Source organism: Mesorhizobium sp. KR2-14 (assembly GCF_040049255.1).
GTDB lineage: Bacteria > Pseudomonadota > Alphaproteobacteria > Rhizobiales > Rhizobiaceae > Pseudaminobacter.
The window spans coordinates 1-13,937 of sequence record NZ_JBDZDR010000016.1; the positions used below are offsets into that span (position 1 = coordinate 1).

12 protein-coding genes and 2 pseudogenes are annotated in these 13,937 nt (G+C 61.1%); 5 read left to right on the forward strand and 9 right to left on the reverse strand.

The genetic code is table 11. The features are described 5' to 3' along the window. Positions 1-317, forward strand: a pseudogene (locus tag ABLE86_RS22255) (transposase zinc-binding domain-containing protein); the annotation flags it as partial. On the opposite strand, the pseudogene ABLE86_RS22260 reads toward ABLE86_RS22255, so the two are convergent. Further along, positions 312-453: pseudogene (locus ABLE86_RS22260) on the reverse strand (IS91 family transposase); the annotation flags it as partial. The pseudogenes ABLE86_RS22255 and ABLE86_RS22260 sit on opposite strands and share 6 nt — an antisense overlap. Before the next feature lie 1,398 nt (positions 454-1,851). Next, positions 1,852-2,187: a PRC-barrel domain-containing protein gene (locus tag ABLE86_RS22265; protein WP_348781182.1), complete on the reverse strand. Its 336-nt coding sequence runs from the start codon at positions 2,185-2,187 to the stop codon at positions 1,852-1,854. 1,026 nt (positions 2,188-3,213) lie between these two features. Here ABLE86_RS22265 and ABLE86_RS22270 point away from each other — a divergent pair. Further along, positions 3,214-3,465: a hypothetical protein gene (locus ABLE86_RS22270; protein WP_348781183.1), complete on the forward strand. Its 252-nt coding sequence runs from the start codon at positions 3,214-3,216 to the stop codon at positions 3,463-3,465. Between the two features lie 575 nt (positions 3,466-4,040). Here the strand turns inward: ABLE86_RS22270 and ABLE86_RS22275 are convergent. Continuing rightward, positions 4,041-4,340, reverse strand: coding sequence for a hypothetical protein (locus ABLE86_RS22275; protein ID WP_348781184.1), 300 nt, complete (start codon positions 4,338-4,340; stop codon positions 4,041-4,043). Between the two features lie 240 nt (positions 4,341-4,580). On the opposite strand from ABLE86_RS22275, the gene ABLE86_RS22280 reads away from it, so the two are divergent. Next, a complete protein-coding gene (locus ABLE86_RS22280) occupies positions 4,581-4,898 on the forward strand; it encodes a GYD domain-containing protein (protein ID WP_348781185.1) in 318 nt (105 codons plus the stop codon). Positions 4,899-5,298: 400 nt separating this feature from the next. On the opposite strand, the gene ABLE86_RS22285 is transcribed toward ABLE86_RS22280, so the two are convergent. The 3 genes from ABLE86_RS22285 to ABLE86_RS22295 form a co-directional block, all read right to left on the reverse strand. After that, positions 5,299-6,255, reverse strand: a complete 957-nt coding sequence (locus ABLE86_RS22285) for a PhnA-like protein (RefSeq protein ID WP_348781186.1) — start codon at positions 6,253-6,255, stop codon at positions 5,299-5,301. A gap of 278 nt (positions 6,256-6,533) precedes the next feature. Then, positions 6,534-6,785, reverse strand: coding sequence for a hypothetical protein (locus ABLE86_RS22290; RefSeq protein WP_348781187.1), 252 nt, complete (start codon positions 6,783-6,785; stop codon positions 6,534-6,536). Positions 6,786-7,146: 361 nt separating this feature from the next. Further along, a complete protein-coding gene (locus ABLE86_RS22295; protein WP_348781188.1) occupies positions 7,147-8,088 on the reverse strand; it encodes a thermonuclease family protein in 942 nt (313 codons plus the stop codon). Between the two features lie 684 nt (positions 8,089-8,772). On the opposite strand from ABLE86_RS22295, the gene ABLE86_RS22300 reads away from it, so the two are divergent. Next, complete coding sequence (locus ABLE86_RS22300; RefSeq protein WP_348781189.1) at positions 8,773-9,267, forward strand: hypothetical protein; 495 nt, start codon at positions 8,773-8,775, stop codon at positions 9,265-9,267. Between the two features lie 170 nt (positions 9,268-9,437). Here the strand turns inward: ABLE86_RS22300 and ABLE86_RS22305 are convergent, their stop codons facing one another. From ABLE86_RS22305 to ABLE86_RS22315, 3 genes are all read right to left on the reverse strand, one after another. Beyond that, positions 9,438-9,761: a cupredoxin family copper-binding protein gene (locus ABLE86_RS22305; RefSeq protein WP_348781190.1), complete on the reverse strand. Its 324-nt coding sequence runs from the start codon at positions 9,759-9,761 to the stop codon at positions 9,438-9,440. Positions 9,762-9,769: 8 nt separating this feature from the next. Then, entirely contained in the window at positions 9,770-10,294 is a 525-nt protein-coding gene (locus ABLE86_RS22310; protein ID WP_348781191.1) for a DUF4142 domain-containing protein, read from the reverse strand. A 213-nt stretch (positions 10,295-10,507) separates the two neighbouring features. After that, complete coding sequence (locus tag ABLE86_RS22315; RefSeq protein ID WP_348781192.1) at positions 10,508-12,403, reverse strand: methanol/ethanol family PQQ-dependent dehydrogenase; 1,896 nt, start codon at positions 12,401-12,403, stop codon at positions 10,508-10,510. Positions 12,404-12,991: 588 nt separating this feature from the next. Here ABLE86_RS22315 and ABLE86_RS22320 point away from each other — a divergent pair. Beyond that, positions 12,992-13,840: a cytochrome C gene (locus tag ABLE86_RS22320; RefSeq protein WP_348781193.1), complete on the forward strand. Its 849-nt coding sequence runs from the start codon at positions 12,992-12,994 to the stop codon at positions 13,838-13,840. Positions 13,841-13,937 lie beyond the last annotated feature (97 nt).

Below are 13,937 nucleotides of genomic sequence, written 5' to 3' on the forward strand. Positions count from 1 at the left end.
GCACCGCAGCCCTTGGCGGTCACGTCGAGGCCTGCGAGGACTGCGGCCAGTGGCGCATCGCCTACAACTCCTGCCGCAACCGGCACTGCCCGAAGTGCCAGGGCGCGGCGGCGCGGACATGGCCCGCCGAGCGGGAAGCCGACCTGCTGCCGGTCGGCTACTTCCATGTCGTGTTCACGCTGCCCGCCGAGGTCGCCGCCATCGCCTTCCACAACAAGGCCTTGGTCTACAACCTGCTGTTCAAGGCGGCATCGGAGACGATGCTGACCATCGCGACCGATCCCAGGCATCTTGGCGCACGCATCGGCATCACCGCCGAGGGTCGCCGTGCGACAGCTAGGGGATCGCCGACATGACCTTGAGCTGGGCGAGGCTTAGATGGCGGGCATGTACGGCCCGGTACGCAGGCCCAGCAGCACGGAAGATATCGGCGATCTCCAGGTCCGCGCGCACCGGTTCAACCGGGAGGCGTCTTATTCAGGGCGATCAGCCGGTCGAGCGGCGGCGGGTACCTCTCGTTGAAGGGAACTCCATGGTCAGATCGCAGCCTCTACACACTCAAGGCCGATGAACGTCACGCCATCTCAGAACGAGGCGGCCCTCCCGCGGAGCGGGTTCGTGCATGGGCACAAAGCCGACACGCACGGCCCTGCCTGCGAGAGTCTGCTTCGGGTCAAGCGAGCCTGTTCCGGTGAAAGTCTGCTTTCGAGCAGTGATTGGTCAGAACAGGCCAAGCGCTTGGCCTTGGGGAGCGTGTGCGGCGGAGCATTCGTGGGGTTCCGATCACTGTCAGCTTTCGGGACCGGGTGTCCGGGAAGACAATCGCGTCACCGGGTTCGAGGATGGAGTGTTGCACCGGCCATGATTGACAATGGTCTATTTTAGTCCGGAGAGAACCGCATACATCTATCGAGCTTAGGGGGATCAATAGGGGGAAGGGTCATTGGGGCGACCGAAATATTTCAATAATATCAATAAATTATGGAAATCAACTGGCGGAGCGGATGGTTCTGATGTCGAACCTTCTCTACCTATAGCTGATTTTTTTACGTTGATCTTGGCTCCGCGATGAGCCTCTCGCGACCCCCGTACACGAGCGGCCCGACGGGTATTTGAGTGGCGCCCTACGCGGACGCGCAGTTTGGCGACGATGAGGCTCCCAGCGCATGCTCCGCGCATCATGTGCCTGCGCCCGCCTGTCCCCCTTGCGAGCGTACCCTTACTCATCAGCCCGTGTCTTACCCGAGGCGGGCATCAGCGGCGCTGATTTAGCCTTTGGACCGCAATCGTGATCCTTGAAAACGTCTACGCTGGATGTGGAAACCCCGTCGTCTCCAACCAAGTGACCGGCGATTGGCCATGCGGAACGTTGGCTGTACTCGGCGGACGTGGCGAGGAGATCGGCCGGCGCGATCATTGCCCCATGCACGCCGGCCTGGCAGATCCATTAAGATCCGCCGCAATTTGAGCCTGGCATGATTGAGCCTGGGTGTCACCCCTGCCAAAGACCACACCCGAGCCGGTCGTCTCAATTGGCCGATGAACAACGACTCGTTTGGCGTAAGCTGGGTGAAGTTCGATATGGTGTAGGGAAGTTACGTCGGTGTGCCGCTGTATCCCCCAACGCATTAATCTCCCGATGTGTACGTTCCAAAGCTGGAACTCCAGCATACCTTTGTCGGCTGATGAGCCTCTTGCCCCGCCGCAGCAATTCGGATTTGCTGGCATCACTCCGAGTCTAGTCGCACCAGCGCTATTCTCAGGTTCATCTTCGTCAGAAGCTTTGCCCGCCTCCGTTTGCCGGGGCGGGCATTTTTTGCGCCGGAACTGCAACCGCCGGGGGGCTCCTTTTCAGCGGCCGTAATAGTCCCCAATGCGGCGGTCGTTCTCGGGTGACCAGTCGTAATCGGAATCGGCGTCGTATTTCGGGGCGTTCTCGACCTGCTCCCGGGTGATGTTGACGCGGAAACCGCCGAGATCCTCATCATAGGTCAGCGCCGACCACGGCACCGGATAGTAGTCGGCACCGAACCCCCACACACCGCCGAAGCTCAGCACCGCGTGCGCCACGCGCCCATCCCGTTTGCCGATAATCAGGCGCTCCACGCTCCCCACGTGCTCGCCATTGGCGTCGTATACGTTTGTGCCAATCACGTCGTCGCTTTCGACCAGGTCAATCGGCGTCATTTTCAATCTCCTTCTTTGCGCTGCTCCCACGCAAGACTTTGAGGGCAACAAACCTCACCGGCCGGCTGTTGTTCCCGTCCAAGCACAACTTTCTGGAAGAGATCACAAGCACACGCTTTCGCCGGAGGGGTGACCGGTAAGGAAATCTGAATGTCTGTGCCGGCTTGCTGACGGGGAAGATGTTGGCGGCATAAGGGTTCACCTACCAATCAGGTCAGACCTCATGCCGCCACGCACCTTATCGGGGGGAAAATGAACGTGCGCCCGCAAGGCTCTGCATTCAACTATCCGTTTGGTGGTTATGCGAAAGTGGTAGTGGTGCGGTGCTTGCCGCGACTTGCACGCGTCAGCGGCTCTGTCATGATCGTCCCTCCTCTTTCCACAGCGGATCGCATCGGGCGTGATTGCCTCAGGATGGAGGCAATATGTGATGCGACTGGAGGCTGCGATGCGCGCATCCCATAAGGGGCATTCTTCCCCCGTCCGCAGTCACACAGAGGAGCATGTCGCAACGCTCAACCGACTGGCGCAGCAGCTCGCCCGAGAGCTTGGTATTACAGAGCCGAGCGACAAAAACGAGGTGTTGGCTCGAGTTCTGGCGCTCGATGCGCTGAGCAAGACGCCGGCGGAAATAACCGAGCTCGTTGTACGGCTGCACTCCCACGGGAGAACGGCAGGACGCTGGGAGCGTAAGCCCCGGGCGAGCTGATCAAACTCCTGTGCGTCGTATCGGAGGCCAGAAAAAAGACCCTGGCTGCAACTTTAGCACTGTCGCCACGTTGAATTGGCTCTCGTCGCGAGAGCTCATTTTGCCCGCCGCCCTCTCCGGGGAACGGCGGGCTTTTTTCGCTACCCTTGGCCGCAGCGAGGGTGTGACTCGCTGCGATAGGTGTCTCTGGAATTTCCGCAAGAGAGCACCATTTTCCCGTCTTCTCGTCTTGGTGGATTTTGGTCATTGCCACCAAGCGCTTGCCCGTCGCCGACGCGGCGGGCTTTTTTCTCCCGCCTTGGAGGTCGGAGCGACCGATGCGCGGTTACCTTTCCCAGTCCCCTGAAATGCTGTCCGGCTTTTCCGCCGAGGTGCTTGACGTACTGGACGCTGTGGTGCTGCGGGCAGCCGAAACGCTGCACATCGTCGACCAGGCCGACCGTGACGAAATTTCGGCAAGGGTCTTGTTCTTGTATACTATCGGTGGTCGGAGCCCGGAAGAGATCCTAGAGTTGACGATCCGCCTGCACCGGGAAAGGCTATGGGCCGGGCGGCAGGCGCTCGGATAAGCCGCCGAATCCGGACCGAGCGGCAGCGCCGCCACCTGAAGGTAGATGGCAAATAGCAAGCCGGCCGACGCACAAACCTGCGCGGGTGATCAAAATTCCGTGTGGCACTTGCAACACTTGGAACACCGGCAGGGTGAAGGCTTAGGGCCTGTCGGGCAGCATCACCTGTTCGACGAAAGCTAAGGGCCGTTGCTCGTGACGGGGCAATGGACCTACTCCTCAACGTCGCACGCCTGGAGCCGGTCGTTCGTCACCGATCGGCGGGCTTCTTTATGCTTTCCGGTGTACGCCAAAGCCCGCGCCAGACCGGGGGAATAGTCCAACGCGGGCCCATTGCTGACGCAAGTGGGAGTGCTGTTCCACTTTAGACAGCGGCGGATGATGCCAGCGCCCTCGAAGGACAGCCAGCCGGGCAACCCGTGAAGGGACGGACGAGGCTTCGGCCGGTGCTGATTAGAAGTCAACGTCAGCCCGCGGCCCGCTCCAGCGACGAATGTCGAGATACTACTCAACGTTCCGAATTTTGCGGTCACGGATGCGCCGCGACGACGATGAGGGCTCGTTATCCGCGCGAGCTAATCCTTGCATTTGTTTTCGTCGGCCTGGGCCGCGGCGGTTTTCCCGCCCTTTTGCTGCGACTCGACATCCTGCTGGGACGTGGCGAGATCCTTGTTGCCACCTCCCTCTTTGGACGCCAGTGGCATTGTGTCGCCGGTCTTCTGGGCAGGTTTGCCCGCATCAGGCTTCGGGGCCTCTAGCGGTGCATGCGTACCATCCTTGGAAATGCCCGCTTGGTGATCTGGGCAAGCTGCAAACGTTGGTCCGCTGGTGAGCGCCATGAGGGAGCATGCCGCTATTGCAATCAGCGCTTTCATGTCATCTATCCATTGCTAATTGGGGCAGGGAAAGCGCAACGGATGGCAACCGCCGTTGTTCCAAATTAATGTTGCAGGCCAGCGGAGCGGTCGCAAAGCAAACCGAACGCCCTAAAGAGAGGGCCATTCGCAAGTTTTACCTGATGCCGACGCAAAAGCGAGTTGCAGTTGACATCCGTCAATGCCGCCTGGGTTGGGATGCCCAGAATGCACGCTTTCGGATCTGATGGGAGAGCCCCGATGGCAACCTTCGTCATGCTGACCCGACTGCACCACCAGGAAGAGTCGCCGCGCGCGCTGGAAGAACTGAGCCACCGCGTGATGACGCGTATTCGCAGCGAATGCCCGCAGGCGCAGTGGCAGGCGAGCTATGTCGTCCTCGGACCGACCGATTATCTGGACATATTTACCGCGCCCGACATCGAGGCCGCCATGAAGGTGGCGACGATCATCCGCACGTTCGGCCATGCAACCACCGAAATCTGGGCCGCCACCGAATGGGACCAGTTCATCGCCATGGTGCGCAACATCAAGCCGGCTGACAGCAGCAGCGGCTGACGGCCGGCATCTTTTCGCGGCCCAATGCCCCGCATCAGTGCCGAAGGCGCAAGCAGGGCGGATCGCGATGCGAATGGGACGCGTTAGAAGGCTGCTGAGGAGCACATCGTACCGTAGCCAGCCCAGGATTGACCAAGGCCCAGGAAACGTAGCCCGCGGTGCGAAGGCTCTGGCGTCCGGCCAGCCATGGGATCGGTGTGGCGCTGGGGACGACCATGCCAACTGCACAACCCCGCAAACGACCAGTGATGCGCCGAACCATATGACAGTTTGCTAAGAGGTTCCTGAGGGGCCGCCGCCGTAAAGATCGGAAGCGGCCGACCTGGACATCCCCGAGAGAGCGGCGAGAAAAGCGGGTCGCAAGACACGACCCGCCATGAGGGGGACCGGGCTGGAACAATCACATCTTCGCAGCCGGGCCCTTGCCGCGCGGTGCGGGTGTGATCGGCTCATCCCTCAACTCGGGGCGCGCCCTCGCTGGAATGATCCGGTCTGCAAATACCGGATGAACGACGCCCGAGCGCCCGCCGAACCATCCCGCGATAGCCCCCAGAAGCATGGCGGCGAAAGCCAGCATGGCCCCCTTGGAAACAACAGAGGCGGCTTCATCGGCTGCCTGCTTTGCTTTCTGGCTCACCGCGTTGACGGCATCATGGTACTGCTTTTCGATTTGCGCGATTTGTTGTGATGCCTGTTCAGCAGGGATTCCCCGCGCCTGAGCAAGCGCTTGGACAGCCCGCTCGCGAGCTGAAGGCGCGGTGGCCTCGTCGCTCATAACCAGACTTCGTATCGCGTTGATCGCCGCGTTGTTGAGTGCTTCCGGATCTGTGCCGGTCGCGCGCACCTGGGCAGCTATGGCCTCGAGCGGGTTAGACTGTGCTAGCATCGGGGATGCGGTCTGGGCGACGATGTTTGTGGCCCCGCCGAGCGCGCTGGAGATCCCGCTGAAGGCACCGCCGACGATTGAGCCGACCGTGCTCGTCAGGAAATAAAGCACCACCAGCGTCGTGACGGCCCAGGTGGCGAGCCCATGCAATGCCCCCGTCGTGGCAAGCGTCTTGCCCGACATGCGCGCAGCGATATAGCCCCCGACGTAAGCGCCGATAAGCCCCGACAGCACATACCAAATGCCAGCCACTGTCGAAAACGTAGAGGCTGCGGGATTAGTGCCTCCCGCCGGCCTTAAGGTGGCAACCCCGATGCCGGCCCCGAGGACGGTCAACATGATCTGGACGACCAGTCCAACGACAACGCCGGCAAGAATTGCCCCCCAGCTGACCCTGTTGCGCAGAATGGTGGCGGCTTCATCCGTCGTCACGTTACGCAGCTGTTCGGAAGTATGGACAACCTCGCTCATGGCCTGAACCTTTCGTGTCGGAACATTGTTGCAATTCAAGGGACGGGACCTGCGCACAAGCGGGAGCGCGCTCTGGCAACTGAGGCACTGCAGGCCGGACGGGATAAGGTGCTCGTCTGCCATTTCGTTGGCCAGGAAGAGAAACCGGGAAAAAGACTGTCCTGTTCACCCTACGTCAGGCCCGGTTGACACGGCCCGCAGCTACAGGATCAACGCGGCAGTCCAAAATAGGTTTCAGATGCGGTCGCGTGGCCAAGGCTCGGCGCCTGGCGACACAATCAGGAAGCCTCCTGCACTTCCTCGACTTCCGGCGTCACCGGGGCGGGATTGATAACGTAGGTATCGGAAGTCAGATCGCCACTGGATCGGATGATGATCCCGTCGTCCTTAAGTCGGGTAAACGATGCCCGGGACAACCGCATGGGTTTGCCACTCACATCCGCCGCGGCAATCTTGTCTGTCCAGGGAACGTGGGTGATCTTGTCGACGCGCTTAAGAAACCGTTTCTCCTTCTCCGTCAGCTTTATCATTGTGGACCGCGCTGTCGTGATGTTTGCTGGCTAGAAACGCCGCTCGCGCGACTCTGTTCCCCGGCCCCGACGCAGTCTAGGAGTGGCGCATCGGTGCGGCTGGGACCCGCGCTGAACCGCTGGCGAACGGTCCAACGCGGGTTGGCAGGAGACTTCTCTCGCCAAAGTTGACAGCGGCACGATTTTGCCAGAACCGCTATTGGGCAGCCAGTCGGGCAAAATCCGGGAAGAACTCACCTGAGCAGAAGGCTCGGCGCGGTAGGCAGGGAGGGTGAGCGCCGAGCCTTCGGCTGCCTGCCCCCAGGCAGCGCCCAGATGCTTGCAGAAAGGGGAGATAAAGCAAGGGGGCGGGGTGCTTCCGCTATTGGCGAGCCTTGCGCCAGCCTGCGCGCCGCGCTTCCTGCTCGGAGCAAAACCAGCGCTCGCCCTTGCCCTCTGATATCTGAGTCCGGCTGTAATACTTCTGGCCTGGCACATGGTAGATGCGCTCGCCTTTGGCGGAGATATTGCCCTTGATGTTGCAGCCGGAACCGGCCGAATGCGAGAAGCTGGCGGGCTGCTCGACATTGCCAGGTTGCCCCGCGCGCCACTCCCATGGCGCTTGAAAGGTCCCAGCCCAAATGCCGCGCTGCGCCTGTTGTGCTGTGCTCTGGTGGGCGGCATAGGCTCCACTGCTGTAGCGCGGCCAATCGAGCGCATGCCCGTTCTCGACGAGCCAGGCCTGGATGCTGGTGCCATCGGCTCGCGCGCAGTCGCCAACATAGCGGCCGTACCGGTCCCAACTGACGAACTGGCAGCGGGCCGGCCTGGAGGCGGCAAGGAACTCGTCGAGCGCGTTCGCGGCAACCCGGCCGCACGGGTACTCGAAGCCCTTGGCATCCTCGCAGTATTGCGAGCTCTCTGGAGCGTCCACGCCGTTGAAACGGATACGCTGGCCGGCGATCTCGATCGTGTCGCCGTCGATCACGGTGGCGCGTCCTTCGATGGGCGCAGCGGCGGCGCGCGGCAAAAGCGAGGTCAGGCCTTCGCCAAAACGGCCATCGTCTGGCCAACCCTGGACAGCTTGCTGAACGGCGAGGACGCAGACGATCGTTACCAGGGCAGCAACAAGCCGACGCACGGCATACGGCAGCCTGCGTCGTCCCTTGCGGCGACCATGGCTTTGAACCTTGGGGCTAGCCCGTGGCCGGTCCCTGATGTTGTGAATGTTCCCGCCCATCATTCGAAGGGTGCGCAAAAATAGGCAGAGGTCAATCCTCTGTGTGGGGGGGTAGATGATGATGCCAGCGATGACGATCACCACTATGAACAAGACCACCAAGCTATCGATCGTTGGTAACGTTTCGCCGCCGCTCGTGCCGGCTAGCTCATCTGCGGACCGCACCGCTCGCCATCTCGGCGCTTCTGCCGTCGCGAGGGCTTGATCTGTTTGCTCAAATGAATGCCAGAACCAGCTATGCCAGCGCTGACGACTAGGTGGGATTAGCCTAACTCAGCGTCCGAAAAACCGGTAGCAGGCCAATCTGATCTCCCGGCTGGGACACGCCGGTGCAGCGATCAGCCGCAAACAAGCTTATGACTGCATAGAGCGGGCAGACGTTATTGCGTCGACTTTGCCCGACGCTGCGCCCGCCCGCGCACGTCGGGCGTCTTATTCGATTTCCAGAACCGCTGTCAGCCAGGCTGACTGGGTGAGACCCGGAGCTACTCCAGCTTCGGGGAAGGGTTGCCCCAAGTCTCATGTTGCCTGTTGAGCAACACCTGATGATTGTCATAAAGCGCTGGGTGCCGCAACTGCGCGCACACCTTGTTTCCAAACCCCAAGGCGGTTGTTTTAGGTCAGGCTTTCAAAGATCGCGCGGACGCTGCGAAGAACGCCGCAGAGCCGATCCAATTCGCCATTTACCCTCCTTAACAAAAAGTTAATGTAAGCATTGTTTTAAAGGGACTTCTGCGCCATGGTTTCCCAGTATCGGGTGGGGGTGTCATGCGTATATTTGCTGTCATATTACTCTGCATTGCTTTATGCGGTTGCCAGACGGACAACCCGAATGACTATATGCAGATCGGCTATGGTCCGAGTTTTGAAGTCGCTCACGCAAACTGCGAACTGCGCAAAGGCTCCGTTAGCCAGGGATACATCGCTTTCGGATCGCCGGCTTTTGTCGCCGGCGCCGGCCTCGGTAATGCAATAGACAATGCCGTTCGTGAGGATCAGTTCATGAAGAACTGCCTTATTCTGAATGGCTGGAAACGTAGCCCCCGCGGCCAGAAGGCCACAACCGTCGCGACGGCAGCGTATCCCACTGCTCCAACAGCGCCGAAAGTGTCTCCTCAGTATTACGCGCCCGGCAGTTGGATCAATGGCGCAATGCTCGAACATTCGGCCGCCAGCAAACAATGCAAGGCTGGCAACCGTGAAGCGTGCGCTACGGCATCTCGGCTGAGAAAGCAGCTAATGGCGGCAGGCATCAATCCGTAGCTCGCAAATGGAGACGAGAAGGGATGGTTGGTATGGAAGGATCGCCGAGAGATCCAGCGCAACCTGCGTATTCTGCAGAACGCCACGTAAAAGTGTACGATTAGAGATTCTCCTGGCTCGTTTCGACCGGGTCGATTGGGTGATGTCGGAGCTGCGTTCCAGCTTGGCGACTACGGTGCCGTCGCGGAGATGCGGCCTTTCATGTTGGGGTGGAAGCGGCAGTAATAGTCAACCGACTTCGCCGCCCCCACGACCAGGCTTGCCGACTTCTTCGGCGGGATCATCACGTCCCAGCCGCCGTTCACCGTGGCGGTGTGGGCAAGTATGTCCTTGTTGACCCATTCGATCGTGTCGCCGACCTTCACATCGATCTGCGCCGGCGAAAACTCCAAGTTCTCGATCGTGACCTGGATGGTTTCCGCCCGGAGCGGAGCGGCGCCCAGGCCCAGCGCCAGGGCGGCGCTGGCAGCCCGGACAAGCTGTTTGCGCAACATAGCCTGCCTCACTTGAGCTCGGCGGCGACCTGCTCGGCGTGCTGCTCGTGGCCCTGGAATATCTTCAGCCCGGTCTCGAGCAGGCTCTTCAGCTGGGCGTTGCTTGCCGAAGGAATGAGCACCGTCTGGAGAGCGCCGTTCACCTGCTTGTGGAAAGCCACCTCGTTTTGCACATAGGCCTTGTCGAAGGCTGCTCCGTCGAGCTTGGCGAGCTTGTCGCGTTCGGCGGCGGCGGCCTTGCTCAGCGCCTCGCTGGTGGCATTGTCTTGCGGCGTGACATTGAGCTTCTTGAGCAGGTCGAGCGCCTGCGTGTTCACGGCTTCATGGTCGCGCACCATGTCCTTCGCAAAGGCCACAACGTCCTTGTTCTTGGATTTGGCCAAAGCCTGCTTGGCCGCCTCGATGTCGATTACCCCGGCCGTGTAGGCGATGTGGGCGATCTGCGGGTCGCTGGGTTTGTCGGCAGCCTGGGCCAAGGGCGCTCCCCCGAGCAGGCAGAGCGCGGTCAATGTCGCGATCGGACGAATGTGCATGAAAACCTCCTCCACCCGGCACGATGCGCCGGCGTTATTCGGTTGACTACCATTGGCGTAGCGGAAAAACGCTCCGGGAAAAATTGATCCGGAAAGCCGAGCCGCTTCATCACGGCCGGGCCGGGCGTTCGCGGTGCCGGCCCGGCAATGGGAAGGGCGTCCAGCAACACGGGATGGGCGCCCCATTTCTTGCGCACGAGCGCGGGCCGGCTGTCAGTCCGGAAGGCCGAAGACGGTCAACTGACCGCCCAGTGCGGTGTAATCGGCCAATCCCGCATAGCCGCCGACGACGCCGAGGCCCGCCGTGTTGACAGCCTCTTTCTCGGTGCCCTGTGCGCGGCCCTGGTCAGCCGCCGCGTGCCAGGCCTGCGCGTTCTCCGGCGACAGCAGGCCGCCCGCCAGGCCTATGCCGGCCCAGCCGCCGACACCCGAGTATACGGCAATGTACTGCTTGCCCTTGTGCTCGTAGGTGGTGACGTTGCCGATGATGCCGGACGGCGTCTTGAACTTGTAAAGCTCCTTGCCGTTCTTATCGACCGCCTTCAGGTAGCCTTCCAGCGTGCCGTAGAAGATGACATCGCCGGCGGTGGAGAGCGCACCCGACCAGACCGAGAACTGCTCGGGCTTCGACCAGACGATCTCGCCCTTTGCAGCATCCCAGGCAATGAAGTTGCCCATGCCGCCATGCTCGCCGGGACCCGGATACATCGACACGGTGGCGCCGACAAAGGGCTGACCGGCCGTGTAGCTCACCCGGTAGGGTTCAAAGTCCATGCAGACATGGTTGGTCGGCACGAAGAAGAGCTTGTCCTGGGGCGAGTAGGTGGCAGGCTGCTGGTCCTTGGTGCCAAGCGCGGCCGGGCAGATACCCGTGGTGTTGACGTCCTCGCCATTGTGCTGCGGCGAGTATTTGTCGACCACTTCCGGGCGGCCGTACTTGTCGCTCTTGGGATCCATGTTGATCTGGGTTGCCCAGTTCACGGCCGGATCGAACTTCTTGGCCACCAGCAAGGCGCCGTTGTCACGGTCCAGCGTGTAGGCGAAGCCGTTGCGGTCGAAGTGCACCAGCACGTCGTGCTTCTTGCCGTTCACCTCCATGCCGTCGACCAGGATCATCTCGTTGACGCCGTCATAGTCCCACTCGTCGTGTGGCGTCATCTGGTAGAGCCACTTGGCCATGCCGGTGTCGGCGTCGCGCGCGAAGATGGTCATCGCGTACTTGTTGTCGCCGGGCCGTTGCGTCGCGTTCCAGGTCGAGGGGTTGCCGCTGCCGTAGTAGACTAGGTTGAGCTTCGGATCGTAGGACAGCCAGCCCCAGGTGGGGCCGCCGCCCGTCTTCCACTGCTCGCCCTCCCAGCTCTTGAGGCTGGAATCGGCGCCGATCGGCTTGCCGAGCTCGGTCGTCTTTTGCGGGTCGGTCAGCATGTCGGCATCCGGTCCCATCGAGTAGGCACGCCAGGCACGCGTGCCGTCCTTGATGTTGTAGGCCGTCAGATGGCCGCGCACGCCGAACTCGCCGCCCGAAATGCCGACGATCACCTTGTCCTTCACGACCATAGGCGCCGAGGTTCCGGATTCGCCCTTGCCGCCGCTGCTGTCGTCGCCGTTCTTGACCGACCAGACCATCTTGCCGGTCTTGGCGTCGATCGCGGTCAGCATCGTGTCGGCCTGGTTGAGGAAGAGCATGCCGTCGCCATAGGCCACACCGCGGTTGACCGTGTCGCAGCACATGATCGGAATGACGTTCGGATCCTGTTTGGGTTCATACTTCCACAGAATCCTGCCGTCGTTGTTCAGATCGAGAGCGTATACCGTGTTGGGGAACGGCGTGTGCACATACATCACGTCGCCGATGACCAAAGGCCCGCCTTCATGGCCGCGCAGCACGCCGGTGGAGAACATCCATTTGACCTGGAGGTCCTTCACATTGTCCTTGGTGATCTGATTCAGTTTTGAATGGCGGGTGTTGGCATAGTCGCCGGCGGGCATCGCCCAGTTCTTTGAATCCGCAGCAAGTTTCTGCAGGTCATCGTTTGCCAACGCCCCATATGCGCAGGTCACGAGCGCGGCGGCAATTGGAAGGCAGACCGCATTTTTGAACACACGCATCGAATCCTCCCTGGGCTCACAGTCGGGATATGAGGCCGTGCGGAGTGGTTTGGCGGCCTTGCCGGAAATCGACTTCCGCCTCTCTAACTTTCACGGCATCTAAGGCTCCCCCTAATATTCGTAAAATACAAACGAAATTTATTGCGCCATCGATGCGATTATTTTCAGGTATAATTTTTTTCTAGTGCAGAACGGAAAAAAACAATCAAACAATTGATCTACATCATTTCAAAATAAATATAATTAAAAACACTGAGAAAACTCGCGTGATATAGATGAAAAATTATCATATGTGCATTTATGCACTTATCAGAATCGGTCCTCGGCTGATGATGATCATTGGGGGAACCACGCCCCCAAATGAAGGAGGGCCACATGTCATCCATGCGGCCGGATAGATCGACACCCCCTGAAGCCTGCAAGTTTCCATAAAGAACGTCACTCGGCAGCGGTCCTCAGGGAGAGCTGGGGGGTGGTGTAGGCGATTGACGCAGCGTCAGATGTCGTCCACAACCACAAGGGGGACCGCATGCTCTCAGAGGACGGCTACTGCGCGCAGGGCACTGGGCGTGCCAAGATGGGGGGAACATGAATCTGAAGCACATCGTCGCCTGCGCATTGATCGGCGCGGGTCTCACCGGAACGGCGGCAGCCGAGACCCAGCTCGAACGCGGGGAGTATCTCGTCAGGGGGCCGGCCGGCTGCGGCAACTGCCACACGCCCCTCGGTCCCGAGGGGTTCGTCATGTCGAAGGAACTGGCCGGACGTCTCGTGGAGAAGAACGAGCACTTCACCGCCTACGCAGCCAACATCACACCGGGCGGCCGGGTCGCCGACTGGACCGACGAGCAGCTCGCGCGGGCCATCCGCGAGGGCATCAGGCCGGACGGCAGCGTGATCGGGCCGCCGATGCCGATCACGATGTACCGCGGCTTGGGAGACGAGGACCTGGCGGCCATAGTCGCCTTCCTGCGCACCGTTCCCGCGGTGCAGGACGAGTCGCCGGAATCGGAATACCGCATCCCCCTGCCGCCTGCCTACGGCCCTCCGGTCGACAGCGTGAAGACGCCCGAGCGCGGGGTGACTGTGGAGTATGGCGCGTATCTGGCCGGTCCCATCTCCCATTGCATGGAGTGCCACACGCCGATGGGGCCGCAGGGTCCGATGGTGGACACCGTACCTGGCCAGGGCGGCTTCGAGTTCCACGGACCCTGGGGCGTTTCGGTCGCGGCCAACATCACGCCGAGCGAGGACGGGATCACCCGCTACACGGACGAACAGCTGAAGGCGATGATCACCAAGGGCTTGCGGCCGAACGGCACGCCGATGCTGCCGCCGATGCCCTATGCGTATCTGGCGAAGATGACGCCGGAGGACCTCGACGCCGTGGTTCTCTATCTGCGCAGCCTGAAGCCGCTGCCCAACGCTCAGCAGTAGCGCTGCGGCGGGAACACTTCAGCCGGACTGGCGGTCGCCCGATGAGAACCGTCGAAACCGAACGGGAGGATGGCCGACATGCGTCGCGCCCCTTAAT

Bases quoted from the DNA above. Each gene is read 5' to 3' on its own strand.
- ABLE86_RS22265 (WP_348781182.1), bottom strand. From the start codon at position 2,187: ATGACGCCGATTGACCTGGTCGAAAGCGACGACGTGATTGGCACAAAC.
- ABLE86_RS22270 (WP_348781183.1), top strand. From the start codon at position 3,214: ATGCGCGGTTACCTTTCCCAGTCCCCTGAAATGCTGTCCGGCTTTTCC.
- ABLE86_RS22275 (WP_348781184.1), bottom strand. From the start codon at position 4,340: ATGAAAGCGCTGATTGCAATAGCGGCATGCTCCCTCATGGCGCTCACC.
- ABLE86_RS22280 (WP_348781185.1), top strand. From the start codon at position 4,581: ATGGCAACCTTCGTCATGCTGACCCGACTGCACCACCAGGAAGAGTCG.
- ABLE86_RS22285 (WP_348781186.1), bottom strand. From the start codon at position 6,255: ATGAGCGAGGTTGTCCATACTTCCGAACAGCTGCGTAACGTGACGACG.
- ABLE86_RS22290 (WP_348781187.1), bottom strand. From the start codon at position 6,785: ATGATAAAGCTGACGGAGAAGGAGAAACGGTTTCTTAAGCGCGTCGAC.
- ABLE86_RS22300 (WP_348781189.1), top strand. From the start codon at position 8,773: ATGCGTATATTTGCTGTCATATTACTCTGCATTGCTTTATGCGGTTGC.
- ABLE86_RS22305 (WP_348781190.1), bottom strand. From the start codon at position 9,761: ATGTTGCGCAAACAGCTTGTCCGGGCTGCCAGCGCCGCCCTGGCGCTG.
- ABLE86_RS22310 (WP_348781191.1), bottom strand. From the start codon at position 10,294: ATGCACATTCGTCCGATCGCGACATTGACCGCGCTCTGCCTGCTCGGG.
- ABLE86_RS22315 (WP_348781192.1), bottom strand. From the start codon at position 12,403: ATGCGTGTGTTCAAAAATGCGGTCTGCCTTCCAATTGCCGCCGCGCTC.
- ABLE86_RS22320 (WP_348781193.1), top strand. From the start codon at position 12,992: ATGAATCTGAAGCACATCGTCGCCTGCGCATTGATCGGCGCGGGTCTC.